Below are 26321 nucleotides of genomic sequence, written 5' to 3' on the forward strand. Positions count from 1 at the left end.
GGTCACTCCCATCCGGCCGTGGTGACGGCGAGCACCGACCGGTCGTCGCGCCGCACCCCGGCGTCGCGCAGCAGGGTCGCCGCGATCAGCATCGGGTCGCGGCGGCCGTGCTGGTCGGCGAGGTCCCACCGGCCGGTCAGGCCGTCGGAGTGCAGCACCACCGCCGCGTCCGGCGGCAGGTCGTAGGAGTGCTCCCGGATCCGGTCGGCATGGACGCCCGCGATCCCCGGGACGGAGATCATCCCGGTGCGGCGCTCCGGCCCGACGATCCACGCGCCGATGTTCCCGATCCCCGCGAACCGCACCCGCCCGGCCGCCGGGTCGACGGAGACGACGCCGACCGCGCCGCCCCGGGTGGCCGACATCCGCCGGTGGACGTGGCGCAGGACGTCGCCGGGCCGGGCCGGCGGCGCGGTCTCGTGCGCCGCCCTGACGGCCTCCCACGCCGCCCGCGCGGCCAGCGGGCCGTGCCCGAGGCCGTCGCAGAGCAGCGCGTGGACCGTGCCGCCGGCCAGGCGCGCCGTGTACGCGTCGCCGCACACCTCCTCGCCCTCGATCGTCACGGTGAGGCCGGCGAACGGCGGGTCCGCGGCGTCCCGCCCGGCGGGCGTGCCCGGAGGCAGGAACCGCGCGTACAGCACCGTGCCCGTCCGGGGCAGCGAGAACATCCCGCAGCGGTCGGCGAGCCGCTCGATCGACCCGAGCCCGAGCCCGAGGGTGCCGCTGGTCGAGTAGCCGTCCGCGCGTGAGGCCGGCACGTCGGCGATGCCGGGCCCGCGGTCCACGCAGACGAACTCCAGCAGCGCGGTCTCACCGGACCGGACGATCCGCACCACCATCTCGCCCTGCCGCGCGTGGTTGGCGAGGTTCGTGGCCGCCTCGGTCGCCGCGAGCTGGACCTGGCCGAGGCGCTCCCCGCCGAACCCGAGCCGCTCGGCGAACGCGGTGATCCGCCGCCGCACGCCCGCCGCCGCGCTCGGCTCCTCCACCCGCACCAGCAGCGAGTCGCCCGCCGGCGGGCTGGTCGTCCATCCGCCGCCGTTCAGCGGAGCCATTTGGCCACCGTCACCGTGGTGCCCTTCCCCACCTCGCTCGACAGGCTGAACTCGTCGCTCAGCCGGCGGGCGCCCGAGAGGCCGAGACCGAGGCCCGTCCCGCTCGTCCATCCCTCGCTGAGCGCCTGGTCCACGTCCGCGATGCCGGGCCCTTTGTCGGTGAAGACGACGCGCACGCCCCGGCGGCCTCCCTCGCCGGTGGCCTGCTCCACCCGCATCGTCCCGCCGCCGCCGTGCGCGTAGGTGTTGCGGGCCAGCTCGCTCGCCGCCGTGACGATCTTGGTCTGGTCGACCAGGGACAGCCCCGCCGCCGCGGCGGCCGACCGGACCAGGTGCCGGACGCGGACGACGTCGTCGTTGGAGGCGATGGGCATCTCGCCGCCGGGCGGCAGGGTCATGGGCCGCCCGCCGCGGCGGTGCGGGCGCCCGGCGGCCCGGCGCCGAGCAGCCGCATGCCCTCCTCCAGGTCCAGCGCGGTGCGCACCCCGCCCAGCGACAGCCCGAGCTCCACCAGCGTGATCGCCACCGCGGGGCGCATCCCGACGACCACCGTCTCGGCGTCCATGAGCCGCGACATGGCGGCGATGGTGGCGAACATCCGGCCGATGAACGAGTCGACGATGTCCACCGCGGTGATGTCGATCACGACGCCGCGCGCGCCGGTGCCGGAGACCCGCGCGGCGAGGTCCTCCTGCAGTGCCATGACGGTCTGGTCCTGCAGGTCGGTCTGGATCGACACGAGCAGGACGTCCCCGATCTTCAGGATCGGCACCCGTTCCATCAGTCCTCCCGCCCGGCGACCACCCGCACGCCGCGGAGCGCGAGCGTGTACGCCAGCGCGTCGGCCAGGGTCGGCTTGGTCACGATGTCGCCGAACTCGATGCCGAGCGTCACGATCGTCTGGGCGATCTGCGGCCGGATCCCCGAGATCACGCAGTGCGTGCCCATCAGCCGGGCCGCCATCACCGTCTTCATCAGGTGCTGGGCGACCTCGGTGTCCACGGCGGCCACGCCGGTGATGTCGATCACCGCGAACCGGCAGCCGGTGTCCACCAGGGTCTGCAGCAGCGTCTCCATCACGACCTGGGTGCGCGCGGAGTCGAGGGTTCCGACGAGCGGGACCCCGAGCACCCCGTCCCACAGCTTCACCACCGGCGTCGACAGCTCCAGCAGCTGCTCGGCCTGGTCGGCGATGACCTGCTCGCGCGCCGCCGCGTAGGTCTCGAACGTCGCCAGCCCGAGCTCGTCGACGTAGGCCGAGAAGTCGATGATCTCGCTGTAGGCGCGCTGGTCACGGGTGGTCCTGATCTGCTCGTACAGCGCCTGCTTCAGCGCGAACACGCTGATCGCGGTCTCGCGCGGGCTGAACCCCTGCCGGGCCCGGCTGCGCGAGATCTCCGCCAGCGTCGCCCGCAGCTCGCCCGAGGCCGCGTCGTCGCCCTCCAGGGAGCGCTCGACCAGCCCGTACAACTCGCCCAGCTCCGCCTGGACCTCATGCTCGGTGAGCCTGCCGCGGATGCCGGGGGTCACCAGCTCGACCCAGCGGGCCAGCACCGGCTCCCGCCAAGAGCGCAGCAGCTCCGTGATCCGTACATCGCCCGAGCCGTCGGTCATCGCCGCGCTCCCTCCGTGCCCCGGTCCGGACGGCGGCCGCTCGGCGGGGGTCGCCCGCGCGCATCATTCGAGGGGGTCGTCCCGGCCGCGCCACCCGGTGCTCACCCGCACCACGGTAACCGCGGAATCGGCGGGTCCCACCGGTACTGACCTGGACGTTTACGTGAGATGACCACCTTTTGGCTTTGGTGTCAGTCCCACCAGAATGACCAGTTGGTCTTGCCGCGGATCTCCTCGGCGTAGCCGGCCAGCGTCCCCGGGCCCTGGAACAGGATGTCCGGGCAGAACGCCCAGTGCTCGGCCGCGACGTGCACGGCGTGCCGGGTGGTGACGGGGGGCGCGGCGACGCTGAGCTCCAGCGTGTTGAAGCCGAGCCCGATGACGCGCGCGCCGAACCGGTCCTCCCAGCCTCGCAGGACGGCGGCGAGCGGCGCGGTCCACTCGTTGTGGTTCAGAGCGCCCTGCCAGCCGACGGCGGCGAGCGCGTCGGCGCCCCGGTCCACCGCCACCAGGCCGAGCGACAGGCCGCGGGCGGCGAGCGCGCGGGCGTGCCGGTCGGCCACGGCGTCCGGGTCGTCGACCGGGACGCCCGCCGGGGCCGGCCCGGGGCAGTGCCGGCCGAACGGGGCGAGGTCGTCGTGGTCGCCGTCCGCCTGCTCCGCCCAGTCGGCCCACACCTCGTACATGAACGCGTGGGGCTGGTAGTTGCCGACCTCGGCGACCGGCTCGGGGGCGATCTGGCCGGCCGCCCAGGGCTGGTCCGTCTCGTCCATCAGCAGGGGCCACAGGCCCGAGCGCGGGTGCTCGGCGCGGAACCTGGCCCACACCTGCCCGCCGACCGGGTCGTCGCTCAGCCAGAAGGCGGGCCGCATGAGGAACTGCCGCTGCGGGTAGCCGGGGTCGGGCCAGATCAGGTCCCCGTCGGGCAGCGGCGCCGACAGCGTCCGCCCGGCCGCGCCGTCCCCGGCGCCGCCGTCGAACAGCTGCGGCAGATCGCCCGGCAGGTGCCGGACCTCCACATCATCCATTTCACGCCGTTCCGGTACAGAGCATGCCAGTGGCGATCGTAACGGCGGCGGGGCCGCCCGGGGGACGAGCCGTGCGGTTCGTCCGTCCCGGGCGGCCGGGGCGGGGCGGGATCAGCGCTCGCGCCGCCCCCGGAGCAGGTAGTCGATCAGCACCGCGACGACGGCGGCGCCGGTCACGGCGCTGACGACGATCTGCAGCCAGGCGTCGCCGAGGACCACGTTGGAGATGACGTTGACGGCGATGAGGATCGCGAACAGGGTCCAGCGGGTGGAGTTGGTCATGATGACGTCTCCTTTCAGGAGAGGGAGGGGGAGGTGCGCCGGCGCAGGACCGCCCGCGCCGGCAGGAGGATCGCGGCGGCGGCGGGGCCCGCCGTGCCGAGCAGGACGGCCGCGCAGGTCAGCGGCGGGACCGAGGGGAGCGGGAGGCCGGTGACGGCCGCCGCGAAGGTCAGCAGCGTCACGGCCGCGATGAGCGTCCCGGCCGCGATGCCGGTGCCGAGCACGATCGCGGCCTCCAGCCGCAGCATCCGCAGCACCTGCCGGCGGGTCGCGCCGACCAGCCGCAGCAGGGCGAACTCGCGCCGCCGCGCCGCCGTGGCCACCGCGAGCGTCGTGACGAGCCCGATGAGGATGAACCCGGTGATCGCCGCGACGATCACGCGGCCGACGAACCCCTGCAGCCTGATCTCCTGCGAGAGGCCCGTCCGGAACGTGGCGGGGGAGACCACCCGGACGCCGGCGTAGGCGGCGGTGACGGCCGTCAGGTCCGCGTCTCCGCGGACGAGGACATGGTCGTCGAGCGGAGCCGACGAGTGCGCGGCGACCAGGTCGCGCGGGAGCAGCACGTCGCCGAAGCCGAAGCCCCGGCCGTAGACCGCCACCACGCGGGCGCGGACGCGCGTTCCGTCGGCGAGCCACAGCGCCGCCGTGTCGCCGACGTCGAAGCCGCCCGCCACGTCCCGGCTGAGCGCGACCGCGTTCCCGCGCAGGTCGGCGAGCCGGCCCGAGGAGACGTCGGGGTCCATGGTCGCCGCGGCGTCCGGGCCGATGCCGCGGGCGTCCAGCGAACGGAGGTTCTTCTCGCCCAGCTCCTTGACCGCCATGACGACGCCGGTGCGCCTGACCGGCGTCGCGGCCGTCACGCCGGGGACGCGGCGCACCGCCTCGGCGACCCCGTGCGGGAGGCCGGGGCCGGACGACACCACGACCCGGTCGGCGCGAAGGCCCTCTTCCGCCTGCACCCGCGCGGCGTGCGCGACCGTGGACTGCGCGAACAGCTGGACGCCCGCGAAGGCGACGGCCAGGGCGACCGGCGTGATCAGCGACCCGGCGCGCAGCGCGGCGGCGCCGGCGGCGTGCTGGGCCATCCGCCCGGACACCGGGGCGACGGTCCGGGCGGCCCGCCCGAGGACCCGGTTGCCGAACCGGGCCAGCAGGGGGCCGAGGAAGGCCGTCGCGATGATCAGGGAGATGACGAGGCCGCCGAGCGAGGCGTTCGCGGCGGGCCCGGTCGCACCGGCCGAGAAGCCGAGGGCGTTCAGGCCGATGACGAGGAACACCACGCCGGTGACGACGCGCCACCGGGGCAGGCCGCCGGGCTCGGCCGCGGTCTCGCCGAGCGCCTCCACCGGGCGGATCCGCGACACCCGCAGCGCGGCCACGAGCGAGGTCACGGCGGCGGCGAGGACCGCGGTCGCGACCGCGGCCAGCGCGGGCAGCGGGCTGAGCGACAGCCCGAACCCGTCCGGCAGCACGCCCTTGCGGACCATCGCGGCGTGCATCCCCGCGCCGAGCGCGAGGGACAGCGCGCCGCCGGTCAGCGCGGCCGGGACGGCGATGCGCGTCGTCTCCCGCACGACCGCGCCCCGGACCTGGCCCGGCGTCGCCCCGACCGCCCGGAGCAGTGCGAGCTCGCGGCCCCGCTCCCGCACCGACAGGACGATCAGTCCGCCGAGGACCACGAGCGCGGTCAGCACGGCCAGGCCGCCGAACGAGGCGGCCAGCTCCACGATGCCGGGGCGCGCCGCGGCCACGGCCGGGTCCTCGGCGTCGCCGCGCGCCGCCCCGGTCGCGACGGTGAGCCCCGGGGCGGCCGCGCGGAGCGCGTCCCCGTCCGCGTCGCCGACGACCGCGAGGGCGTCGGCCCGGCCCGGGTGCCCGCCGAGGGCGGCGGCGGTCGCCGTGGTGAAGAAGGCCGCGCCGGGACCGTCCGCGACGAGCCCGGACACCCGGTACGGGCGGGGCGTCCCGCCGGCCTGCACCCGGACCGGGTCGCCCGGCCTGACGCCGGTGGAGGCGCTCAGCACCACCTCGTCAGGTGCCTGTGGCGCGCGGCCCGCGCTGAGGCTGTAGGGACGCAGGGCCGCCGACTCCCAGCCGTGGCCGGTCACGGTCCGGCCGGTGGAGAGCAGGACGGGGAAGGAGACGTCCGCCACCACGGCCCGCACCCCCGGGACGGCGCGCAGCTTCGCCGCGACCGCGAGAGGGACCGGCGCGCGCTCGGTCAAAGGGCGGCTCTGTTCCTCCGGCTCGTCACCGAACCGCTTCATCCGGTCCTCGACGCTCTGCGGCCCTGTCACGATCGCCGTGGCGGCACCGAACCGCTCGACCGGGGCGTGCGCCCGCAGCGCCGACTCCAGCAGGACCCCGCACGCCCCGACGAGCGCCGCCGCGAACGCCAGCGCCACGAAGATCCCGGCGGACGGCCCCCTGCCCTTCACAGCGTCTCCCAGCGGGCCATGACGGCGGACACGGTCGGGGCGGCCAGCTCGTCCACGATCCGGCCGCGGCTGAGGAAGACGACCGAGTCGGCCCACGCGGCCGCCATCGGGTCGTGCGTGACCAGCACGACGGTCTGGCCGGTCAGGTCCACCGCCTCGCGCAGCATTCGCATGACGTCGCGGGCCGTGCGCGGGTCGAGCGCCCCGGTCGGCTCGTCCGCGAACACGACCTCCGGACGGGTGATCAGCGCGCGGGCGAGCGCGGCGCGCTGCTGCTGCCCGCCCGACAGCTCCGACGGCCGGTGCCGGAGCCGGTCCGCGAGCCCGACCCGCGCGACGACCTCGCCGAGCCAGGCCGGGTCCGCCTCGGCGCCGCCGAGCCGCAGCGGGAGCGTGATGTTCTGCTCGACGTCCATGGACGGGATCAGGTTGAACGCCTGGAAGACGAACCCGATCCGCTCCCGGCGCAGCCGGGTCCGCTTCGCCTCGCCCAGTCGGCCGAGCTCGACGCCGCCGATCCGGACGGTGCCGGCGGTCGGGCGGTCGAGCCCGGACGCGCAGTGCAGGAACGTGCTCTTGCCCGACCCGGACGGCCCCATCACGGCGGTGAACCCGCCGCGCGGGAACGTGCGGGTGACGCCGTCCAGCGCCCGCACCTCGCCGTAGGTCTTGCTGACCGCGTCCAGGCTGACCGCGTCCAGGACCGTCGCCGGCGCCGGGGCCCCGGCCGTCATCGTCGTCATGTCTTCCCTCCGGGGGACGCCACCTCTCACCTGGACGAACCTAGGTTCCGGAGGGGGCCGGGCACATTGCACCGCACTACCGAATCGGTGGTGTAGCGGGCTACACCACGGCATGGGTGCAGGCCCGGGTGCGCGGTGCCCCGGCGTCCCTTACGGTGTCCTGCGAGGTGACATGGACGGGGCTCTGAGACGCAGCGCGGACGCGACCGCGGAGCTGGTGCGCGCGCTGCGCACCGGCCTCCCCGCGCTGGCCGGGCTCGTCCCGCTGGCGGCCGTCCTGGCGCTGCTTCCGATCGCCCTGCCCTCGCTTCCGTCGGCCGTGAAGCCGCTGCGGGCGCTGGCGAGCGCGGAGCGGCGCCGCGCCGGCCGCGTCCTGGGGCGCGAGATCCCCGAGCCGTACCCGCCATCCCGTGGGGAGGGCCTGGCCGAGGCGCGCCGGCTGCTGCGGTCGCCGTCCACCTGGCGGGACGTGGCCTGGCTGGCGCTCCACGGCGTCACCGCCCTCGGGACGGCGATGATCGCGGTGGGGATCTGGCCGTCGATCCCGTTCACGCTGTCGCTGCCCCTGTGGTGGTGGGCGGCGCCGGAGGGCTCCCAGTCGGCGTTCATCACGCTGGACAGCTGGCCGAAGGCGCTGACGATGCCCTTCCTCCAGGGCGCCTTCGATCTCGCCGTCCTGCTGTGGCTGGTGCCGCGGCTCGTCCGCTGGCAGGCGCGGCTCGCCGAGGCCCTGCTGTCCCCGACCCGCCGCACGAGCCTCGCCGAGCGGGTCGAGGAGCTGACCGAGACCCGCGCCGAGGCCCTGGAGGCGCACGGCGCCGAGCTGCGCCGCATCGAGCGCGACCTGCACGACGGCACGCAGGCCCAGCTCGTCGCCGCCGCGTTGCGGCTCGGGCTCGCCGACCGCCGCTTCGACGGCGACCCGGAGGCCGCGCGGGCGCTGTTCCTGGAGGCCCGGGAGGGCATCGAGGAGGCGCTCACCCAGCTGCGGACGGTGATCCGCGGCATCTACCCGCCGATCCTGTCCGACCGGGGCCTGGCCGGGGCGCTGCGCGCGCTCGCCGCCGGGCAGCCGATCCCCGTCGAGATGGACGTCGAGGACGGCCGGGCGCCCGCCGCCGTCGAGGCCGCCGCCTACTTCGTCGTGGCCGAGGCCCTCACCAACATCGCCAAGCACAGCGGCGCCCGGCACGGCCGGGTCGCGGTCCGCCGCGAACCCGGCCGGCTGACGATCAGCGTGCGGGATGATGGCAAGGGCGGGGCGGACCCGGACCGCGGCAGCGGCCTCGCGGGCATCCGCCGCCGGGTGGCGGCGCTCGACGGGACGACCCGCCTCGACAGCCCCGACGGGGAAGGGACGACGCTCGAGGTGGAGCTGCCGTGCGGATCGTGATCGCGGAGGACAACGCCCTGCTCCGCGAGGGCCTCGTCATGCTGCTCGAATCCGACGGCCACGAGGTCGTCGCGGCCGCCGCCACCGGGCAGGACGTGCTGCCCGCGCTGCTGGAGCACCGCCCGGACGCCGCCGTCCTCGACGTCCGGCTCCCGCCCGGGTTCCGGGACGAGGGGCTGCGCGCGGCGATCGAGGCCCGCAAGAGGCTGCCGGACCTGCCGGTCCTGGTCCTGTCGCAGTACGTCGAGGAGACCTACGCCGCCGAGCTGCTCGCGGGCGGCGCCGGCGGCGTCGGATACCTTCTCAAGGACCGCGTCAGCCGCGTCGACGAGTTCCTGGACGCCCTGTCCCGCGTCGCCGCGGGCGGCACCGCCCTCGACCCCGAGGTCGTCTCCCAGCTGATGACGTCGCGCCACGACCCCCTCCAGGCGCTCACCCCGCGCGAGCACGAGGTGCTCGGTCTGATGGCGCAGGGCCTCGGCAACGCCACGATCGCGACCACCCTCGTCATCACCGAGCGGTCGGTCAGCAAGCACATCGGCGCGATCTTCGCCAAGCTCGGGCTGCCGCCGTCCGACAGCGGGCACCGCCGCGTCCTCGCGGTCCTCGCCTACCTGAACCCATGAGGGTCCGCCGGGCCGTCCGCGCCCTCCTCCTGGACGGCGACGCGCTGGTGCTGCTGCGCCGCACCCGTCCGGACCGTCCCGTCTACTGGACGACGCCGGGCGGCAAGATCGAGCCCACCGACGCGAGCCCGGAGGCCGCCCTGCGCCGGGAGCTGGACGAGGAGCTCGGTGCGACCGCGGGGCCGCTCCGCCAGGTGTTCGCGTGCGGCGAGCAGAGCCCCGAAGTGCACCGCCTGAACACCTTCTACGTGTGCCGCCTGGAGACGATGGACCTGTCCCGCAGGCACGGCCCCGAGTTCGACGACCCGGCCAAGGGCCGCTACGACGTCGACCTCGTCCCGTGCACGCCCGCCGGTCTCGCGGAGATCGACCTCATCCCCGAGACCCTCGCCGCCTACCTGAGCGAGTACGCGGACGACCTGCCCGGCCTCCTTCCCTAGCTGGGGCGGGCGGCCAGCGCGATCAGGTCGGCCAGCTCCGGGATCGGGATCGGGGTGTCGTGCAGGCGGCTCGTCGCGATCCGCAGGTGCGGCGCGGACGGGACGACCTGGTAGCGGCTGCCCGGCGCGGCGGCGACACCGTGCGCGGCCAGCGTGACCAGGGCGCCGGACTCGTCCGCGACGGGAACCCACAGCATCAGGCCGTCGCGGTTGCCGGTCGCGACGCCGCGTTCGGCGAGCGCGGAGGCCAGCGCGTCGCGGCGCTCGGCGTAGGTGCGGCGGGCATGGGCGACGACCTCGCGGGTGGCCGCGTCGGCCAGCAGGTACGCCAGGGCGTCCTGCAGGATGCGGCTCGTCCAGCCGGTGCCGAAGCTGCGCAGCACCCGGACCCGCTCGACCGGCTCGGCCGCGCCGCCGATCACGGCGATGCGCAGGTCGGGCCCGTGCGACTTGGAGTACGAGCGGACGAGGACGGTGCGCTGCGGCAGGTGCGTCCCGACGCTGACGGCGGGGGAGGCGGACACCTCGCCGGTGCCGTCGTCCTCGATCACGAGCGTGGTGACGCGGGCGAGGAGCGCGGCGAGGTCGGCGGCGCGGCCGGCGGTCAGCGCGTGCCCGCGGGGGGTGTGCGCGCGCGGCTGGTAGACGAACGCCGCGGGCCTGGACGCGAGGGCCTCGGCGAGGGAGTCCGGCACGGGGCCCTCGGCGTCGCAGGCGACCGGGACGATCTCCGCTCCCTGCGCCTCCAGGATGTCCAGCAGGCGGGCGCCGGTCGGGTCCTCGACGGCGATCCGGTCACCGGGGACGGCGACCGTCTGGCAGAGGAGCTGGACGCCCTCGTAGCCGCCTCCGGCGGTCAGCAGGCCGGGTGCGGGGAACGGCCAGCCGGGCTCGACCGCCGCGCGCAGCGCGGGCGTGATCGTCTCGCGGGTGTAGTCGTTCAGGTTCGCGGTGCGCGCGCCGGCGGCGAGCGCCGCGTCGAGGGGCGGCAGCAGGGCCGGGTCGGGCGCGGCGACGGCGAGGTCGATCGCGAGCCGGGTGCCGAACTCGCCGATCCGCTCGTACCGGGCCGGATGCGGGACGTTGGGCGGGCCGATCACCACCGTGCCGCGGCGCCGCTGCGCGCTGACGACGCGGTGCCGGCGCAGCGTCGTCCAGGCGTCGGCGACGGTGCCGGGGCTGACCCCGAGCTCGGCCGCGAGGCCCCGGACGGTCGGCAGCCGGGTGCCCGCCGGGATCTCCCCGCTGCGGATCAGGCTCGTCAGCGCGGCGGCGATGCCCCGGGCCGTCCGGTCGCCGATGCGCTCGGCCAGCCATGGCGCGTCGATCACGAACCCCTCCACCAAGTTTTGTGCAGTAACAAAAGCCCCATTGTACTGGCTACAAACAGACCCTAGAGTCGGGACGCGTCGCCCCCGAGGCGCCTTCGAAACCCCTCCCACATGCGGAAATGGAGCGTCGTGCCGATTCCACGGATACGCCTGGCGGTGCGGGACTGGGACCATGTCGTCCCGCTGCTGACCGGCCGGGCGCGCGCCCGCGGGGCGGCCCTGGAGATCGAGACCCGGGACATCACCCCCGACGTCCTCGCCGAGCCGGGCCTGCACGGCGGCGAGACGTCCTTCAGCCGGTACGCCCTCGGCCGCGCCGGCGGCGACGACCGCCTCGTCGGCCTGCCGGTCTTCCTGATGCGCGGCTTCCGGCAGCGCTGCGTGCTGGTCCGCCGGGACAGCCCGCTCACCTCGCCGCGGGAGCTCGCGGGCGCGACGATCGGCCTCACCGGCTGGCCCGACTCCGGCAACACCTGGACGCGGGCGCTGCTGCGGGCCGAGGGCGTCGACCTGTCCGCCGTCCAGTGGCGGATCGGACCCCTGACGACCGGCGAGACCGGCAAGGACCGCGTCGGCCCCCGCCCGCTGCCCGGCAACGCACGGGTCGCGGAGACCGCCCTCGTCGACGGGCTCGCCGACGGGACGTTCGACGCGATCTTCACGCCGTTCATGCCGCCGGAGATGTTCACCGCCCGCGGCCGGTTCCGCCACCTGTACGGGGACTACCGCGGCGCCGAGGCGGCGTACTTCGGCCGGACGGGCTTCGTCCCCGGGATCCACCTCCTCGCCCTCAAGCGCGAGGTCGTGGACGAGCACCCCTGGCTCCCCGAATCGCTCCAGGACGCGTTCGAGGAGTCCAAGCGGATGTGGCTGGAGCGCCGGCGGCTGCTCGCCGACACCACGCCCTGGCTCCTGGACGAGCTGGAGCGGCAGGCGCGGATCTTCGGTCCCGACTGGATGCCCTACGGGACCGCGGCCAACGCCGCCATGACCTCCGCGTTCTGCGCGGAACTGCACGAGCAGGGCATCGCGCCCCGCCCGATCAAGGCCGAGGAGCTCTTCGGATGAGGATCGCCGTGGGCCAGTTCGCCTCCACCGAGGACTGGCAGACCAATCTCAAGACCTGCATGGGGCTGATCGACGAGGCGGTCGAGGGCGGGGCGGATCTGCTGGTCCTCCCCGAGGACTCCCTCGCCCTGTTCATCGACGAGCCGGAGCGGATCGCCGGGGCGGCGCAGCCGCTGGACGGCCCGTTCGTGACCGGCCTGCGCGCCCACACCGAGGGTTCGCGGACGACGGTCGTCGCCGGCGTCCACGAACCGGCCGGGGACGGCAAGGTCTTCAACACCCTCGTCGCCGTCCGGGACGGCGAGCTGGCCGCCGTCTACCGCAAGGTGCACCTGTACGACGCGTTCGGGGCGCGCGAGTCGGACCGGGTGACGCCCGGCGACGGCGAGCCCGTCGTCCTCGACTGCGCCGGCTGGCGCGTCGGACTCATGACCTGCTACGACGTACGATTCCCGGAGATGGCCAGGCTGCTGGTCGACGCGGGGGCGCAGGTGCTCGCCGTGCCGGCGGCCTGGGTGCGCGGCCCCGCCAAGGAATGGCACTGGCAGGTCATGGTGACCGCCCGCGCGCTGGAGAACACCTGCTACGTCGCGGCCTCCGGCGAGTGCGGCCGCCGCAACATCGGATCGAGCATGGTCGTCGACCCGCTCGGCATCGTCCGCGACCGGCTGGGCGAGCGTCCCGGCCTGCTCTGGGCCATCGCCGACCGGGACGAGCTCGCCGACGCCCGCGGTCGGCTGCCCGTGCTCGCCAACCGCCGGTTCCGCGTCGACCCGTCCATCCGTCCCGTAGAGGAGTCCGCATGAGACGCGCCATCGCCGCCCTGTCCGCGGCGGCCCTGCTCGCGGGGACCGCCGCGTGCGGGGCGAACCCGCCGGAGGCGGAGGGCATCCTGAACGGCAAGTCGTCGCAGGGCGTCGACGAGGCCCAGCTCCGCCAGACCCTCGACCGCGGGCTGCACGACCGGCTGCCCGCGAAGACCAAGGCGTCGGGCAGGCTGGTGTCGGTCAACAACGGGTCGTTCCCGCCCTACGAGATCGCGGGTTCGGACGGGCGGTCGCTGAGCGGCGCGTCCGCCGACCTGACGACGGCGCTGAGCCAGCTGCTCGGCGTCAAGATCGAGCACGTCACCGTGGACGGGCTGCCCAGCCTGCTCACCGGGATCAAGGCCGGCCGGTACGACTTCGCGATGGGCCCGGTCGGCGACTTCCCCGAGCGCGAGGCCGCCAACGACTTCGTCGACTGGGTCCGCGAGTTCGTCGTGTTCGCCGTCCTGAAGGGCAACCCCAAGCACATCAACTCGATCACCGACACGTGCGGGACGAAGATCTCCGTGATGGCGGGCGGCTCGGCCGAGGACGTCGTCAAGAAGCAGTCCGCCAAGTGCGTCCAGGAGGGCAAGCCCGCCGTGGAGGTGCAGTCCTACAAGGACCAGCCGACCGCGATCCTCGCGGTCCGGTCGCACCGGGCCGACGGGTTCTTCTCCTCGCAGGCGCCGCTCAGCTACTTCGTCAAGCAGTCGGGCGACGACCTCGAACTGGCCGGGACCGGCAAGCCCAACGGGTTCGACGACCTGTACCAGGGCTCGGTGGTCGCCAAGGACTCGCCGCTACGGGACGTTCTCCTCGAAGGGTTCCGCAAGCTCATCGAGAACGGCACCTACAAGAAGGTCATGACCAAGTGGGGCCTGGCCTCCAACATGCTCGACAAGCCGGGCGTGAACCTGGCGCCCAGAGAGGGGTGAACCGGACGTGACCCTGACCAAGGAGCAGTCCCGCGACACCGTCGCCGACGTCGACGTGGCGGGCGCCGCCCACGTCCGGCACCCACTGCGGTGGGTCGCCTCGCTCGTCGTGCTCGTCCTGGCCGTCCAGTTCGCGCACCTGCTGTGGACCAACGACAACTTCCAGTGGGACGTCGTCGGCCGCTACATGAACGCCTCGATCATCGGCGACGGCATAGCCATCACGATCGAGCTGACCGTCATCGCGATGGCGGTCGGGATCGCGGGCGGCGTCCTGCTCGCGGTCGGGCGGCTGTCCGACAACCCGCTCCTGCGCACCGCCTGCGGCCTGTACGTGTGGTTCTTCCGCGGCGTGCCCGTCCTCGTGCAGCTCGTCATCTGGTACAACCTGTCGGCGCTCATGCCGCGGCTTTCGGTCGGCATCCCGTTCGGGCCGGAGTTCCTGCACGGCGACACCAACCACCTCATCACCCCGCTGATCGCGGCCATCCTCGGCCTCGGCCTGAACGAGGCCGCCTACATGGCGGAGATCATCCGCGGTGGCCTGCTGGCCGTCGACCCCGGCCAGACCGAGGCGGCGCAGGCGCTCGGCATGGGCGGCGCCCGCACCTTCCGGCGGATCGTGCTGCCGCAGGCGATGCGGTTCATCATCCCGCCAACCGGCAGCCAGGTGATCAACATGCTGAAGGCCACCTCGCTGGTCAGCGTGATCGCGCTCGCCGACCTGCTCTACACCGTCCAGTCGATCTACAACCGGACGTTCCAGACCATCCCGCTGCTGCTCGTCGCCTGCCTCTGGTACCTGGTGATCACCTCGATCCTGTACGTCGGGCAGTCGTTCATCGAGCACCACTACTCGCGCGGCGCGACCCGCAACGCCCGGCAGGGCTTCTGGGACTTCGTCCTGATGCGGCGCCGCCGCCCCGCCCCGGAGGTGTCGCCGTGACCGCCGCTGTGAAGGAGTCCGTGCCGATGGTGCGGGCGCGCAACGTCCGCAAGAAGTTCGGGCACCTGGAGGTGCTGAAGGGCGTCGACCTCGACGTGAGCCCGGGCGAGGTCGTGGTGGTGCTCGGGCCGTCCGGGTCGGGCAAGTCGACGTTCCTGCGCTGCGTGAACCACCTGGAGACCATCGACGGGGGCTCCGTCCACGTCGACGGCGAGCTGATCGGCTTCACCGCCGCCGGCGGCAGGGTCCGGCACCTGCGCAAGCGCGCCATCACCCGGCAGCGCCGCGAGATCGGCATGGTGTTCCAGCAGTTCAACCTGTTCCCGCACCTGACCGTGCTGCAGAACGTGATCGAGGCGCCCACCGGCGTGCGCGGCGAGCCTCGCGCCGAGGCCCGGGCGCGGGCCGGCGAGCTGCTCGCCAAGGTCGGCCTCGCCGACAAGTCGGGCAGCTACCCCCGGCACCTGTCCGGCGGCCAGCAGCAGCGCGTCGCGATCGCCCGCGCCCTCGCCATGCGGCCGAAGCTGATGCTGTTCGACGAGCCGACCTCGGCGCTGGATCCCGAGCTGGTCGGGGACGTCCTGGACACCATGAAGACCCTCGCCGAGGAGGGCCTCACCATGATCGTCGTCACGCACGAGATCGGCTTCGCCCGCGAGGTCGCCGACCGCGTCGTCTTCATGGACGGCGGCGTGATCGTCGAGTCGGGCCGTCCCTCCGACATCCTGGACAACCCCACCAACGAGCGGACGAAGGCGTTCCTGAGCAAGGTCCTCTAGGCCCTGACCGGGACCGGACCTTGCCAGGACCGCTGGCATATGTCAGCTTTGCGGGGCCTCTGTGATCAAGGAGCCCCGATGCCGCGCACCGCATCGCCGGTGGCGGGAGCCGCCCTGGCCGCCGCCCTGCTGATCCCCGTCGCCCTCCTGACCCCAGGTGCAGCGTCCGCCGCGACCGTCGGCGGACGAGGCATGTCCGCGACGATCCGCTACACCGAGTACGGCATCCCGCACATCACCGCCAAGGACTATGCCGGTCTCGGGTACGGCACCGGGTACGCGGCGGCGAAGGACAACGCGTGCCTCATCGCGCAGGGCGTCGTCACCCTGCGCGGGGAACGCTCCAGGTACTTCGGGCCCTCGGAGCGGCCGGACGGGTCGCTGTCCTCGGCGTCCACCAACCTGGCCAGCGACGCGTTCTTCACCGCCGTCAACGACAGCGGGATCGTCGAGCGGCTGGCGGCGGCGCCCGCCCCGTACGGACCCACCGAGGACGTGCGGCGGCTCAGCCGGGGCTGGGCGGCGGGCTTCAACCGGTTCCTGCGGGAGGGCAAGATCACCGACCCGGCCTGCGAGGGAGCCCGGTGGCTGCGGCCGGTCACCGAAAAGGACGTCTACCGCCGCGGCTACGCGCTGGCGATGCTCGGCGGCTCGGGCATGGTGACCGACCAGATCACCAGGGCCGAGCCGCCCGCTGAGAACGCGGTGAAGCCCTCGACGCAGCCGCCTGAGAAGGCCGCCGAGGGGGCCCGGAACCTCATGGCGGACGCCGGCATGGGCAGCAACGCCATCGCCGTGGGCGGCGGCGCCACGGCGAACGGCCGGGGCCTCCTCCTCGGCAACCCGCACTATCCCTGGCACAACGGGCGCCGCTTCTGGCAGACGCACCAGACGATCCCCGGCGAGCTGGACGTGAGCGGCGCCGCCCTCCTCGGCGCGCCCTCGGTCAACATCGGCCACACCTCGACGTTCGCCTGGAGCCACACCGTCGCGACGGGCGTCCCCTTCACGCTCACCGAACTGCGCCTGGTACCGGGCGACCCGACGTCCTACCTCGTCGACGGCAAGAGGGAGAAGATGACCCGGCAACGGGTCACCGTCCAGGCCAAGCAGCCCGACGGCTCGCTCAAGCCCGTCACCACCACGCAGTGGCGCACGCGGTACGGACCGATCGTCACGTCCGTGTCGTCCATCGACCTGCCCTGGACGACCTGGAACGCCTACGCGATCACAGATCCGAACGCCACGAACCTGCGCCTCGCCAACACCTCGCTCGCGCTGGGCAAGGCGCGCACCACCGATGACGCCGTCCGCGCGCTGAAGGGGACCCAGGGGCTGCCGTGGGTGAACACCATCGCCGCCGACTCGCGCGGCAAGGCGCTCTTCGCCCAGATCCAGGTCCTGCCGAACGTCACCGACGAGTTCGCGGACCGCTGCAACACCCTGCTCGGCCACCTGACGTTCCGGCAGGGCGGCCTGGCGATCCTGGACGGGACCAGATCGTCCTGCGCCCCCGGCAGGGCCCCGGGCACCGTCCAGCCGGGCATCCTCGACCCCGGCCGCTACCCGGTGCTGACCCGCGCCGACTACGTCACCAACTCCAACGACAGCTACTGGCTGTCGAATCCGGGCGAACCGCTCACCGGCTACGACCGGATCATCGGCGACGAGAAGGCCGCCCGCTCGCTCCGCACTCGCAGCGGCCTGGTCGCCGTCCGGGGCCAGCTCGCCGAGGGCCGCTTCACGCGCGCCGATATGCAGAGCCTCGTCTTCGCCGACCGGAACCACGCGGGCGAGCTCGCGGCGTCCGGCACGGTGGCCATGTGCCGCGACATGCGCCTCGGCGAGCCGTGCGACATCCTCGCCAAGTGGGACGGGACGGCCGACGCCGGCAGCCGCGGAGCCCTGCTCTTCGACCGCTACTGGCGCAGGGCCACCGACGCCTGGGACCTGTGGAAGACCCCCTTCGACGCGTCCGACCCGGTCGGCACGCCCCGCGACTTCAACACCGGTTCCTGGGCGGCGCGCAAGGCCCTCCTGGACGCCGTCGCCGAGCTGAAGTCGTCCGGCATGCCGCTCGACGCTCCGCTGGGCGACCACCAGTACGTCGTCCGCAACGGTGAGCGGATCCCGCTCGGCGGCGGCACGGAGGACCTCGGCATCCTCAACAAGATCGAGGCGCCGTGGACGCCGGGGAAGGGCTACACCGAGGTCACGACCGGCTCCAGCTACGTCCAGGTCGTCTCCTTCGACGGCGACGCCTGCCCCGACACCCGGACGCTGCTGACCTACTCCCAGTCGGCCGACCCCACCTCCCCGCACTACGCCGACCAGACCCGCCTGTTCTCAAGGAAGGCATGGGTGACCGAACGCTTCTGCGCCGATGAGATCAGCAAGGCTCCCGGGCTGGACGTCATCGGTCTCAGCGGGAACTGAGCCGGCCGAGACCGTCGAGAAGGCAGTTCAGCCCCTCGGTGAACGCGGCGTCCCAGCCGTCGTCGTTGAGATGGCCGTGTTCGGCGAGGCTCGGATACAGCTCGCGGTTGCGGGCGAGGTACTCTGCGGCGCCCTGCTCCCCGCCGGCGTCCTGACCGCGGGCGCCGACCTCCATCAGCGCTGAGCCGATGACGTAGTTGGCCACCGAGTACGCGGCGGTGGCCAGGCGCGCGCCGCTCAGCCCCAGGCCGGCGAGCCTCGCGTAGAGGAAGTCGGTCCGGGCGAGGACGTTCGGGCCGAGGAGCGGGCGCCCGCCGAGGACCGCCGCCGACCACGGATGGCCGAGCATCGCGCGCCGCCAGCCCGACATCAGCGCGACCACATCGGCGCGCCAGTCCGGTCCCGGCGCGGGGACGGGGACGTCGCCGAAGACGGCGTCGAGCGCCAGTTCCACCACGTCGTCCTTGGTCTCGACGTGCCAGTACAGGGTGGTCGACCCGGTGTCCAGGCGTTCGGCGAGCCGGCGCATCGTCAGCCGTCCGGCGCCCTCCTCGTCCAGCAGCGCCACGGCCTCGGCGACGATGCGCTCCCGCGTCAGCGGCGGCGCCTCCCGCCGGGGACGGCCTTCGCGCAACCACACGCTCTCGTTCACGGACCCAGGGTAGTACATTGGACGAGTACCGGATCAATGATCTGGTTATCGAACATTGTGCGAGGGAGGTCCCGTGGGGCATGTCGAAGTGAGCCGCCTGACCTACGCGCTGCCCGACGGGCGCCTCCTGCTGGACGACGTCTCCTTCCGCGTCGGTGAGGGCGCCAAGGCGGCGCTCGTCGGCCCGAACGGCGCGGGGAAGACGACGCTCCTGCGCTTGATCGCGGGGGACGTCCGGCCCTCGGACGGGTCCGTGGCCCGCACCGGCGGCCTGGGCGTGATGCGCCAGTTCATCGGCGGTATCCGCGATGACCGCACCGTCGGCGAGCTGCTGCTCTCGGTCGCGCCCGAACGCGTGCGGACCGCGGCGGACGAGCTGGCGCGGGCCGAGCGGGACGTGGGGGACGACGAGCGCAGCCAGCTCGCCTACGCGGAGGCCATCACCGCCTACACGGACGCGGGCGGATACGACATCGAGGTCGTCTGGGACACCTGCACGACGGCCGCGCTGGGGCTGCCGTTCGACGAGGTGAAGGCCCGCGGAGTGACCACCCTCTCCGGCGGCGAGCAGAAGCGCCTGGTCCTGGAGGCGCTGCTGCGCGGCCCGGACGAGGTGCTCCTCCTGGACGAGCCCGACAACTACCTCGACGTGCCGGGCAAGGAGTGGCTGGCCGGGAGACTGCGCGCCACGGGGAAGACCGTCCTGCTGGTGTCCCATGACCGGTGGCTGCTCGCCGAGACGGCCGACCGCATCGTCACCGTGGAGTCGCGCGACGTCTGGGTGCACGGCGGTGGATTCGCGGGCTACGCCCAGGCGCGCCGTGAACGCACCGAACGCCTCCACGAACTGCGCCGCCGCTGGGACGAGGAACATGCTCGTCTCAAGCGGCTCGTCCATACGCTCCGGCAGCGCGCGACCAACAACGACGCGCTCGCCTCGTCCTACCAGGCCGCCCGCACCCGGCTGCAACGGTTCGAAGAGGCAGGACCCCCGCAGAGCGCCCCGAAGGAACAGAACGTGAGGATCCGCCTGAAGGGCGGGCGCACGGGCAAACGAGCGGTCGTCTGCGACTCGCTCGCACTGGCCGAGCTGACGCGGCCCTTCGACACGGAGATCTGGTACGGCGAACGCGTCGCGGTACTGGGATCGAACGGCTCGGGCAAATCGACGTTCCTGCGCCTCCTCGCAGGAGAGCCCGTCCCGCACAGCGGCGCCTTCCACCTGGGCGCCCGCGTGGTGCCCGGCCACTTCGTCCAGACCCACACGCGCCCCGACCTGCGCGGACGCACACCCGCGGACATCGTCATGGCGGAGAAGGCGCTCACCCGCAACGACGCGATGGCGGCGCTCGCCCGCTACGAGCTGGCCCCCGCCGGCGCCCGCGCGTTCGAGACGCTCTCGGGAGGCCAGCAGGCCCGGCTCCAGATCCTGCTGCTGGAACTGTCCGGCGCGACGCTGCTGCTGCTGGACGAGCCCACCGACAACCTCGACCTCGCCAGCGCCGAGGCACTGCAGGAGGGCCTGGCGTCCTATTCGGGGACCGTCCTCGCCGTCACCCACGACCGCTGGTTCGCCGCGGACTTCGACCGCTACCTGATCTTCACGTCGGCCGGCCTTGTCCTGGAGTCCGCCGCCCCGCTCTGGACGGAGCCATGACCGGGCCGTGATAGCCCGGGGCGGGACGGGTATTTGATCATTCCGGCGGCGGGCGGGAGGCTGCGGGGGGATGGGGAGGGGTGCGGCAATGGACGACTGGCCGGGAAGCGGGCTCACCGATGAGGAACTGGACGTCGCCTACAACGTGCGGCGGAAGGCGGGCCCCGAGCTGTTCGAGAGGCACATGGCGCGGTACCGCGAGATGTCCGAGCAGGCGGTCGAAGGGCTTCCCGGGCATCGGGGGATCGTCTACGACGAGGCCAGCGGCGAGCGTCTCGACGTGTGGGGAGTCGGTGACGAACCGCGTCCCGTGTTCGTGTTCCTGCACGGCGGCTACTGGATGGCGCTGTCGCGGGACGTCTCGTCGTTCATGGCGCGGACGCTTTACGAGCAGGGCGTCGCGACGGTCGTGCCCGACTACACGCTCGCGCCGGCGGCGACGCTGGAGGAGATCGTCCGGCAGGTGCGGGCGTCCATCGCCTGGGTCCACCGCCACGGGCGCGAGCACGGGCTCGACCCGCGGCGGATCGTGGTCGGGGGCAGTTCGGCGGGCGGGCACCTCACCGGCATGGCGATGGTCGGCGGCTGGCAGGCGCCGCTCGGGCTGCCCGAGGACGTCGTGAAGGCCGCCATGCCGATCAGCGGGCTGTTCGACATCCGGCCGATCACCCGCGTCTACGTCAACGAGCACGTCCGGCTCGACCTGGAACGGGCGGCGGCGCTCAGCCCGGCGCTGCTGCCGGCGCGCTACCGGTGCCCGGCCGTCGTCGTGGCCGCCGAGCACGACGGGGACGGCTTCCTGGCGCAGTCGCGGCTGTTCCATCCGCGCTGGGACGCCGGCGACCTGATGATCGTGCCGGGGCGCGACCACTTCGACGTGGTCCTCGACCTGGCCGACGCCGCGTCCATGCCGGGCAAGGCGCTCATCGACCTGGTTCGCGCCGTGTGATCGCGGCGGCCTCGCGCCGCAGGTGGTCGAGCATGAGCCGGGCGGACGGGGTCGGCGCCCGGTGCGCGGGCAGCGTGACCCCCACCTGGCGGCGGACGGTCTCCAGCGGCACCGGGAGCGGCGCGATGTCGGCGTCGGTGCGGGCGACGAGCTCGGGGAGCGCGGCGATCATGTCGGTGTCGCGGACCAGCGTCCGGACGGTCAGGACCGACGTGCACTCGACCAGGTTCCCGGGCAGTTCGAGGCCCTCGGCGCGGAACACCTGCTCCAGCTCGGTGCGCAGCGCCGTCTGCTCGAGGGGCAGCACCCACGGGTAGGCGAGCAGGTCGGCCAGGCCCGGCTCCGGGAGGGACCGGGCCGGATGGCCGCGGCGGGCGACGAGGCGGACCGGCTCGCCGTAGAGGGTGATCTGGCGCAGGCCGCGCAGGTCGTCGATCGGATTAAGGCGGCCGAGGATGAGGTCGATCTCGCCGTCCAGCAGGCGCGGCACCTGGGCGTCGAACGTGGCCTCCTGGACGATGACGGTGATGCCCGGCCTGTCCTGCTTCAACGCCGCGATCGCCCGGGGGAGCAGGACGTTGGAGCCGGCCAGCAGCGTGCCGATGGCGACGGTGCCGACCGCGCCGTCCGCGAGCCCGGTGATGCGCTCGCCGGCGCGGCGCAGCTCGGCCAGGACGGCGCGGGCGTGCTCGACGAACGCGTCGCCGAACATCGTGGGCGTCACCCCGCGCGGGCCGCGCGTGAACAGGTCGACGCCGAGAATGCCCTCGACCTCGCGCAGGCTCCGCGTCACCGCGGGCTGCGCCAGGTGCAGGTGCTCCGCGGCCCGCAGCACGCTTCCCTGGTCGGCGATGGCGACCACGAGGACGAGGTGCCGCAGCTTCAGCCGCCCGTTGAGCAGATCGATCGCGCGCATGCCGCCTTACTATCACGAGTTCGTGATAGCTCCCAGGTCGTTTGGTATTTGCCAGGCATAGCCGGGCGGGCAGAGGATCGGGGGTGCCGGAGCATCGGGGAGGAGCTGGGATGAAGGCCGAGCACTACATCGGCGGGGTGTTCCGTTCGGACGGGCCGGCCTTCCCGCTCGTCGCGCCGGTGGACGGCACCGAGCTGGGCTCCGTCCCCGAGGCGACGCGGGAGGTCGTCGACGACGCGGTGGCCGCCGCGCGGGCCGCGCTGAAGGGCGCGTGGGGATCGGCGGGGACCGGCGGCCGGGCCGCCGCGCTGCGGCGGATCGCCGACGGCGTCCAGGAGCGGTTCGAGGAGTTCGTCGACGCCGAGGTCGCCGACACCGGCAAGCCGCGGGACCTCGCCTCGACCGTCGACGTCCCGCGGGCGATCGGGAACTTCCGCGCGTACGCCGACCTGCTGTACGGGCGCCCCGAACGGGCGTACACGACCCGGGTCCCCGGGTGGAGCGGCGGAACGGGCGAGGCGCTCAACTACACCGTCCGCAAGCCGCTCGGCGTGGTCGCGGTCATCTCGCCGTGGAACCTCCCCCTGCTCCTGCTCACCTGGAAGGTCGCGCCGGCGCTCGCGGCCGGGAACGCCGTCGTCGCCAAGCCGTCCGAGGAGACCCCGTCCACCGCGACCCTCCTCGCACGGGTCATCGACGAGGCCGGGCTCCCGGACGGCGCGTTCAACCTGGTGCACGGGCACGGCGCGGGCGCGGCGGGCGAGTTCCTCACCGGCCATCCCGGCGTGGACGCGATCGCGTTCACCGGCGAGTCGGCCACCGGCGCCGCGATCATGCGCAACGCCGCGGACCACGTCACGCCCGTCTCGTTCGAGCTCGGCGGCAAGAACCCGGCGCTCGTCTTCGCCGACGCCGATCTCGACGCGGCCCTGGAGGGAACGGTCCGCTCGTCCTTCACCCACTCCGGCCAGATCTGCCTCTGCACCGAGCGCGTCTACGTCGAACGGCCCGTCTTCGAGGAGTTCGCCGCAAGGCTCGGTGAGCGTGCCCGGGCGCTGGACGGCTACGGGCCGATGATCTCGGCGGAGCACCGGGACAAGGTCCTGTCGTACTACCGGCTCGCCCGCGAGGAGGGCGCCACGGTCGTCGCGGGCGGCGGCGTGCCGGAGTTCGGCGACGTCCGCGACGGCGGCTTCCACGTCGAGCCGACCGTCCTCACCGGGCTCCCCGAGACGGCCCGCACGGTGAAGGAGGAGATCTTCGGCCCGGTCTGCCACCTCGCGCCGTTCGACACCGAGGAGGAGGCCCTCGCGCTCGCCAACGACAGCGCGTACGGGCTCGCGTCCACGGTGTGGACACGGGACCTGTCGAGGGCGCACCGGGTATCCCCGCGCCTCGAAACGGGCATCGTCTGGGTGAACTGCTGGAACCTGCGGGACCTGCGCACGCCGTTCGGCGGTGTCAAGGCGTCCGGGATCGGCAGAGAAGGCGGAGAGTACTCCCTGGACTTCTTCTCCGAACCCGTCAACATCTGCGTCCAGATCTGAGAGCGAGCCCCGTGACCACCGACATCGACGCCGCCGCCGACCGGCTCCTCGGCGCCTACGCGACCGGCACCCCGTGCGCGCCCGTCCGCGACCTGATCACGGCCGCGGGCGACGCCTACGCCGTCCAGGACCGGCTCACCGAACGCTGGCTCGGGCAGGGCCGCCGCCTCGCCGGACGCAAGATCGGCCTCACGTCGCGGGCGGTGCAGCGGCAGATCGGGGTGGACAGCCCGGACTTCGGCATGCTGTTCGCCGACATGGCCGTTCCGGACGGGGAGGAGATCCCCGCCGGCGCCGTCCTGCAGCCGCGCGCCGAGGCCGAGGTCGCGCTGGTGCTCGACCGGGACCTGACCCACGAACGGCACACCGTCGCCGACGTGATCCGCGCGACCGCGTTCGCGCTGCCCGCCATCGAGGTGGTCGGCAGCCGCGTCCGCGACTGGGACATCACGCTCGCCGACACCGTCGCCGACAACGCCTCCTCCGGCATGTACGTCCTCGGCAACCGCCCCGTCCCGCTCACCGGCGTCGACCTGCGGCTGTGCGGGATGGTGATGGAGCGGCGCGGCGAGCAGGTCTCCACCGGCAACGGCGCCGCCTGCCTCGGCCATCCGCTGAACGCGGCGCTGTGGCTCGCCGACACCCTCGCCGAGGTCGGCCGCCCGCTGCGCGCCGGCGACACCGTGCTGACCGGCGCGCTCGGCCCCGTGGTCCCGGCCGCCCCCGGCGACGTGTTCGAGGCGCGCATCGACGGGCTCGGCGACGTCCGCGTCGCGTTCGGCAAGGAGGACTCGTGATGGCGGACGTGCACGCGCTGGCCGCGACGCTGGACGAGGCCGCCCGTGACGTGAGGGCGATCCCGAAGCTCACCGCGAGGACGCCGCTCGACGTCGCGACCGCCTACGCGGTGCAGCGCGCCGGCATCGACCTGCGGCTCCGGCGGGGCGAGCGCCTCGCCGGGGTGAAGATGGGCTTCACCAGCCGCGCCAAGATGGTCCAGATGGGCGTGGACGACGTCATCTGGGGCCTGCTCACCGACCGGATGACGGCCGAGTCGTCGGTGGACGTGTCGCGCCTCATCCATCCCCGGATCGAGCCCGAGATCGCCTACCTGATCGGGCGGGAGGTCCGCTCCGCCGCCGAGGTCGAGTCCGCCGTCGCCGGGGTCGCGGTCGGGTTCGAGGTGCTCGACTCCCGCTACACCGGCTTCGAGTTCACGCTCCCGGACGTCGTCGCCGACAACGCGTCGGCGGCCCGGTTCGGGTTCGGGGCCTGGCACCCGCCCCGCGACCTGTCCAACGCCGGGCTGCTCATGGAGATCGACGGGCGCCCCGTCCAGACGGGCTCGTCCGCCGCGATCCTCGGCGACCCGGCGCGGTCGCTGCGGGCGGCGGCGCGGCTCGCGCTCGGCGCCGGGATGGCGCTCGAACCCGGCTGGATCGTCCTCGCCGGCGCCGCGACGGCCGCCGTCCCGCTGCCGAAGGACGCCCACGTCCGCGTCACCGGCGCGGGCCTCGGAAGTGCGGAGGTCACCACCTGATGAGCGGAGCGAACCGGGGGGTGCGGGGGGTCGACCCCCGCAGGGGACAGGGATGAGCGGAGCGAACCGGGGGGTGCGGGGGGTCGGCCCCCCGCGGGGGACTGGGATGGGTGACGCGATTCTCGTCGAGGGCAAGGCCCGGCCGCGCGGCCGGTTCCCGCACGTGCGGCGGGCGGGCGACTTCGTGTTCGTGTCCGGGACGAGCTCGCGCCGCCCCGACGGCACGTTCGCCGGCGCGCGCGCCGACCCGATGGGGGTCACCGACCTCGACATCCGGGAGCAGACCCGCGCCGTCATCGGGAACATCCGGGACCTGCTGGAGGCCGCCGGCGGCGGGCTGTCCGACGTCGTGAACGTCACCGCCTACCTGGTGAGCATGAACGACTTCGGCGGCTACAACGAGGTCTACGGCGAGTACTTCGACGAGACCGGCCCCGCCCGCACGACCGTGGCCGTCCACCAACTCCCGCACCCGCATCTGCTCGTCGAGATGTCGTGCGTCGCGCACATGCCCCTCGGAACGTCGACCGGTGAGGAGGCCGGAGCATGACCCTGCCGCAGCTCTCGTATGGGCGCCCCTTCAATTTCGAGGCCTGGATCGACGAACACCGCGACCTGCTGAAGCCGCCGGTCGGCAACGTCCAGGTGTTCGACGAGGCCGGGCTGATCATCATGGTGGTCGGCGGCCCGAACCAGCGCACCGACTTCCACGACGACCCGATCGAGGAGTTCTTCTACCAGCTCAAGGGCAACATGGTGCTGCGCGTCATGGAGGAGGAGGGCCGCCCGCCCACCGACCTGCAGATCAACGAGGGCGACGTCTTCCTGCTGCCGCCGCACGTCCGGCACTCGCCGCAGCGGCCCGAGGCCGGGTCCATCGGCCTCGTCGTGGAGATCCCGCGCCCCGAAGGGACGAAGGAGGCGTTCGAGTGGTACTGCACCGAGTGCCACCACCTCGTCCACCGCACCGAACTGCAGGTCCGCTCGATCGTGGACGACCTGCCGCCCGCGTTCGAGGGCTTCTACGGCAGCGACCGCAAGTGCCCCAACTGCGGCGCGATCCACCCGGGCAAGAAGTGGCCGCAGACGATGACCCCGACCACGGCGCCCCGTGTCTGAGCACGCAGTGCCCGA

Annotated in this window: 27 protein-coding genes; 16 read left to right on the forward strand and 11 right to left on the reverse strand. The window is 73.7% G+C overall.

The window, feature by feature from the left end:
- Positions 1–2 precede the first annotated feature (2 nt).
- From K8Z49_RS02345 to K8Z49_RS02380, 8 genes are all read right to left on the reverse strand, one after another.
- Positions 3–1055, reverse strand: coding sequence for an ATP-binding protein (locus K8Z49_RS02345; RefSeq protein WP_412517522.1), 1053 nt, complete (start codon positions 1053–1055; stop codon positions 3–5).
- Entirely contained in the window at positions 1043–1453 is a 411-nt protein-coding gene (locus tag K8Z49_RS02350; RefSeq protein ID WP_021600208.1) for an anti-sigma regulatory factor, read from the reverse strand. Before K8Z49_RS02350 ends, K8Z49_RS02345 begins: the two co-directional genes overlap by 13 nt.
- Positions 1450–1836 (reverse strand): STAS domain-containing protein, encoded by a 387-nt coding sequence (locus K8Z49_RS02355; protein ID WP_412517523.1) that lies wholly within the window; start codon positions 1834–1836, stop codon positions 1450–1452. Before K8Z49_RS02355 ends, K8Z49_RS02350 begins: the two co-directional genes overlap by 4 nt.
- On the reverse strand, positions 1836–2669 hold the full coding sequence (locus K8Z49_RS02360; RefSeq protein ID WP_021600206.1) for an STAS domain-containing protein: 834 nt from the start codon (positions 2667–2669) through the stop codon (positions 1836–1838). The genes K8Z49_RS02355 and K8Z49_RS02360 overlap by 1 nt, the downstream gene beginning before the upstream one ends.
- A 191-nt stretch (positions 2670–2860) precedes the next feature.
- Positions 2861–3697, reverse strand: a complete 837-nt coding sequence (locus K8Z49_RS02365; protein WP_075024440.1) for a DUF4253 domain-containing protein — start codon at positions 3695–3697, stop codon at positions 2861–2863.
- A gap of 111 nt (positions 3698–3808) precedes the next feature.
- Positions 3809–3979, reverse strand: coding sequence for a hypothetical protein (locus K8Z49_RS02370; RefSeq protein WP_021600329.1), 171 nt, complete (start codon positions 3977–3979; stop codon positions 3809–3811).
- 14 nt (positions 3980–3993) lie between these two features.
- Positions 3994–6420, reverse strand: coding sequence for an FtsX-like permease family protein (locus K8Z49_RS02375; RefSeq protein WP_412517524.1), 2427 nt, complete (start codon positions 6418–6420; stop codon positions 3994–3996).
- Positions 6417–7163 (reverse strand): ABC transporter ATP-binding protein, encoded by a 747-nt coding sequence (locus K8Z49_RS02380; protein WP_111833633.1) that lies wholly within the window; start codon positions 7161–7163, stop codon positions 6417–6419. The genes K8Z49_RS02375 and K8Z49_RS02380 overlap by 4 nt, the downstream gene beginning before the upstream one ends.
- A 172-nt stretch (positions 7164–7335) precedes the next feature.
- Here K8Z49_RS02380 and K8Z49_RS02385 point away from each other — a divergent pair, with 172 nt between their 5' ends.
- From K8Z49_RS02385 to K8Z49_RS02395, 3 genes are read left to right on the forward strand one after another with little or no spacing between them, the layout of a single operon-like run.
- On the forward strand, positions 7336–8556 hold the full coding sequence (locus K8Z49_RS02385; protein WP_412517525.1) for a sensor histidine kinase: 1221 nt from the start codon (positions 7336–7338) through the stop codon (positions 8554–8556).
- Positions 8544–9182, forward strand: a complete 639-nt coding sequence (locus K8Z49_RS02390; protein ID WP_075024438.1) for a response regulator transcription factor — start codon at positions 8544–8546, stop codon at positions 9180–9182. The genes K8Z49_RS02385 and K8Z49_RS02390 overlap by 13 nt, the downstream gene beginning before the upstream one ends.
- Positions 9179–9622, forward strand: coding sequence for an NUDIX domain-containing protein (locus K8Z49_RS02395; RefSeq protein ID WP_412517526.1), 444 nt, complete (start codon positions 9179–9181; stop codon positions 9620–9622). Before K8Z49_RS02390 ends, K8Z49_RS02395 begins: the two co-directional genes overlap by 4 nt.
- On the opposite strand, the gene K8Z49_RS02400 is transcribed toward K8Z49_RS02395, so the two are convergent.
- Entirely contained in the window at positions 9619–10953 is a 1335-nt protein-coding gene (locus K8Z49_RS02400; protein ID WP_412517527.1) for an aminotransferase class I/II-fold pyridoxal phosphate-dependent enzyme, read from the reverse strand. The genes K8Z49_RS02395 and K8Z49_RS02400 overlap by 4 nt on opposite strands.
- 129 nt (positions 10954–11082) lie before the next feature.
- On the opposite strand from K8Z49_RS02400, the gene K8Z49_RS02405 reads away from it, so the two are divergent.
- From K8Z49_RS02405 to K8Z49_RS02430, 6 genes are all read left to right on the forward strand, one after another.
- On the forward strand, positions 11083–12021 hold the full coding sequence (locus K8Z49_RS02405) for a hypothetical protein (protein ID WP_024935480.1): 939 nt from the start codon (positions 11083–11085) through the stop codon (positions 12019–12021).
- On the forward strand, positions 12018–12827 hold the full coding sequence (locus tag K8Z49_RS02410; RefSeq protein WP_021595026.1) for a nitrilase-related carbon-nitrogen hydrolase: 810 nt from the start codon (positions 12018–12020) through the stop codon (positions 12825–12827). Before K8Z49_RS02405 ends, K8Z49_RS02410 begins: the two co-directional genes overlap by 4 nt.
- Positions 12824–13765, forward strand: a complete 942-nt coding sequence (locus tag K8Z49_RS02415; protein WP_021595025.1) for an ABC transporter substrate-binding protein — start codon at positions 12824–12826, stop codon at positions 13763–13765. Before K8Z49_RS02410 ends, K8Z49_RS02415 begins: the two co-directional genes overlap by 4 nt.
- A 7-nt stretch (positions 13766–13772) precedes the next feature.
- Positions 13773–14711: an amino acid ABC transporter permease gene (locus K8Z49_RS02420; protein ID WP_021595024.1), complete on the forward strand. Its 939-nt coding sequence runs from the start codon at positions 13773–13775 to the stop codon at positions 14709–14711.
- A gap of 26 nt (positions 14712–14737) precedes the next feature.
- On the forward strand, positions 14738–15490 hold the full coding sequence (locus K8Z49_RS02425) for an amino acid ABC transporter ATP-binding protein (RefSeq protein ID WP_033332065.1): 753 nt from the start codon (positions 14738–14740) through the stop codon (positions 15488–15490).
- Positions 15491–15568: 78 nt separating this feature from the next.
- Positions 15569–17926: a penicillin acylase family protein gene (locus K8Z49_RS02430; RefSeq protein ID WP_412517528.1), complete on the forward strand. Its 2358-nt coding sequence runs from the start codon at positions 15569–15571 to the stop codon at positions 17924–17926.
- Here K8Z49_RS02430 and K8Z49_RS02435 read toward each other — a convergent pair.
- Positions 17913–18578: a TetR/AcrR family transcriptional regulator gene (locus K8Z49_RS02435; RefSeq protein WP_235206433.1), complete on the reverse strand. Its 666-nt coding sequence runs from the start codon at positions 18576–18578 to the stop codon at positions 17913–17915. The two genes, K8Z49_RS02430 and K8Z49_RS02435, sit on opposite strands and share 14 nt — an antisense overlap.
- A gap of 73 nt (positions 18579–18651) precedes the next feature.
- Here K8Z49_RS02435 and K8Z49_RS02440 point away from each other — a divergent pair, with 73 nt between their 5' ends.
- On the forward strand, positions 18652–20235 hold the full coding sequence (locus K8Z49_RS02440; RefSeq protein WP_412517529.1) for an ABC-F family ATP-binding cassette domain-containing protein: 1584 nt from the start codon (positions 18652–18654) through the stop codon (positions 20233–20235).
- Between the two features lie 88 nt (positions 20236–20323).
- Positions 20324–21184, forward strand: coding sequence for an alpha/beta hydrolase (locus K8Z49_RS02445; protein ID WP_021595019.1), 861 nt, complete (start codon positions 20324–20326; stop codon positions 21182–21184).
- Here K8Z49_RS02445 and K8Z49_RS02450 read toward each other — a convergent pair.
- A complete protein-coding gene (locus K8Z49_RS02450; protein ID WP_021595018.1) occupies positions 21159–22100 on the reverse strand; it encodes a LysR substrate-binding domain-containing protein in 942 nt (313 codons plus the stop codon). The genes K8Z49_RS02445 and K8Z49_RS02450 overlap by 26 nt on opposite strands.
- 110 nt (positions 22101–22210) lie before the next feature.
- Between K8Z49_RS02450 and K8Z49_RS02455 the strand changes: the two genes are divergently transcribed.
- From K8Z49_RS02455 to K8Z49_RS02475, 5 genes are all read left to right on the forward strand, one after another.
- The gene (locus tag K8Z49_RS02455) at positions 22211–23647 is read left to right on the forward strand and encodes a 2-hydroxymuconic semialdehyde dehydrogenase (protein WP_412517530.1); all 1437 of its coding nucleotides are present in this window, start codon (positions 22211–22213) and stop codon (positions 23645–23647) included.
- Positions 23648–23658: 11 nt separating this feature from the next.
- On the forward strand, positions 23659–24444 hold the full coding sequence (locus K8Z49_RS02460) for a 2-keto-4-pentenoate hydratase (protein WP_021595016.1): 786 nt from the start codon (positions 23659–23661) through the stop codon (positions 24442–24444).
- Positions 24444–25187 carry a 2-keto-4-pentenoate hydratase gene (locus tag K8Z49_RS02465; RefSeq protein ID WP_021595015.1) on the forward strand — a complete coding sequence of 248 codons (744 nt, stop codon included), beginning with the start codon at positions 24444–24446 and terminating at the stop codon, positions 25185–25187. Before K8Z49_RS02460 ends, K8Z49_RS02465 begins: the two co-directional genes overlap by 1 nt.
- A gap of 106 nt (positions 25188–25293) precedes the next feature.
- A complete protein-coding gene (locus tag K8Z49_RS02470; protein WP_075024428.1) occupies positions 25294–25737 on the forward strand; it encodes a RidA family protein in 444 nt (147 codons plus the stop codon).
- Positions 25734–26306 carry a 3-hydroxyanthranilate 3,4-dioxygenase gene (locus tag K8Z49_RS02475; RefSeq protein WP_412517531.1) on the forward strand — a complete coding sequence of 191 codons (573 nt, stop codon included), beginning with the start codon at positions 25734–25736 and terminating at the stop codon, positions 26304–26306. Before K8Z49_RS02470 ends, K8Z49_RS02475 begins: the two co-directional genes overlap by 4 nt.
- Positions 26307–26321 lie beyond the last annotated feature (15 nt).

Origin of the sequence: Actinomadura madurae (assembly GCF_047130825.1) — a bacterium.
In the GTDB taxonomy this organism is placed as follows: Bacteria; Actinomycetota; Actinomycetes; order Streptosporangiales; family Streptosporangiaceae; genus Spirillospora; species Spirillospora madurae.

Excerpts from the sequence above, each read along its gene's own strand:
- K8Z49_RS02410 (WP_021595026.1), top strand. The coding sequence starts at position 12,018 with ATGAGGATCGCCGTGGGCCAGTTCGCCTCCACCGAGGACTGGCAGACC.
- K8Z49_RS02475 (WP_412517531.1), top strand. The coding sequence starts at position 25,734 with ATGACCCTGCCGCAGCTCTCGTATGGGCGCCCCTTCAATTTCGAGGCC.
- K8Z49_RS02380 (WP_111833633.1), bottom strand. The coding sequence starts at position 7,163 with ATGACGACGATGACGGCCGGGGCCCCGGCGCCGGCGACGGTCCTGGAC.
- K8Z49_RS02455 (WP_412517530.1), top strand. The coding sequence starts at position 22,211 with ATGAAGGCCGAGCACTACATCGGCGGGGTGTTCCGTTCGGACGGGCCG.
- K8Z49_RS02430 (WP_412517528.1), top strand. The coding sequence starts at position 15,569 with ATGCCGCGCACCGCATCGCCGGTGGCGGGAGCCGCCCTGGCCGCCGCC.
- K8Z49_RS02345 (WP_412517522.1), bottom strand. The coding sequence starts at position 1,055 with ATGGCTCCGCTGAACGGCGGCGGATGGACGACCAGCCCGCCGGCGGGC.
- K8Z49_RS02465 (WP_021595015.1), top strand. The coding sequence starts at position 24,444 with ATGGCGGACGTGCACGCGCTGGCCGCGACGCTGGACGAGGCCGCCCGT.
- K8Z49_RS02370 (WP_021600329.1), bottom strand. The coding sequence starts at position 3,979 with ATGACCAACTCCACCCGCTGGACCCTGTTCGCGATCCTCATCGCCGTC.
- K8Z49_RS02470 (WP_075024428.1), top strand. The coding sequence starts at position 25,294 with ATGGGTGACGCGATTCTCGTCGAGGGCAAGGCCCGGCCGCGCGGCCGG.
- K8Z49_RS02385 (WP_412517525.1), top strand. The coding sequence starts at position 7,336 with ATGGACGGGGCTCTGAGACGCAGCGCGGACGCGACCGCGGAGCTGGTG.
- K8Z49_RS02350 (WP_021600208.1), bottom strand. The coding sequence starts at position 1,453 with ATGACCCTGCCGCCCGGCGGCGAGATGCCCATCGCCTCCAACGACGAC.
- K8Z49_RS02360 (WP_021600206.1), bottom strand. The coding sequence starts at position 2,669 with ATGACCGACGGCTCGGGCGATGTACGGATCACGGAGCTGCTGCGCTCT.
- K8Z49_RS02395 (WP_412517526.1), top strand. The coding sequence starts at position 9,179 with ATGAGGGTCCGCCGGGCCGTCCGCGCCCTCCTCCTGGACGGCGACGCG.
- K8Z49_RS02365 (WP_075024440.1), bottom strand. The coding sequence starts at position 3,697 with ATGGATGATGTGGAGGTCCGGCACCTGCCGGGCGATCTGCCGCAGCTG.
- K8Z49_RS02450 (WP_021595018.1), bottom strand. The coding sequence starts at position 22,100 with ATGCGCGCGATCGATCTGCTCAACGGGCGGCTGAAGCTGCGGCACCTC.
- K8Z49_RS02425 (WP_033332065.1), top strand. The coding sequence starts at position 14,738 with ATGGTGCGGGCGCGCAACGTCCGCAAGAAGTTCGGGCACCTGGAGGTG.
- K8Z49_RS02355 (WP_412517523.1), bottom strand. The coding sequence starts at position 1,836 with ATGGAACGGGTGCCGATCCTGAAGATCGGGGACGTCCTGCTCGTGTCG.
- K8Z49_RS02415 (WP_021595025.1), top strand. The coding sequence starts at position 12,824 with ATGAGACGCGCCATCGCCGCCCTGTCCGCGGCGGCCCTGCTCGCGGGG.
- K8Z49_RS02445 (WP_021595019.1), top strand. The coding sequence starts at position 20,324 with ATGGACGACTGGCCGGGAAGCGGGCTCACCGATGAGGAACTGGACGTC.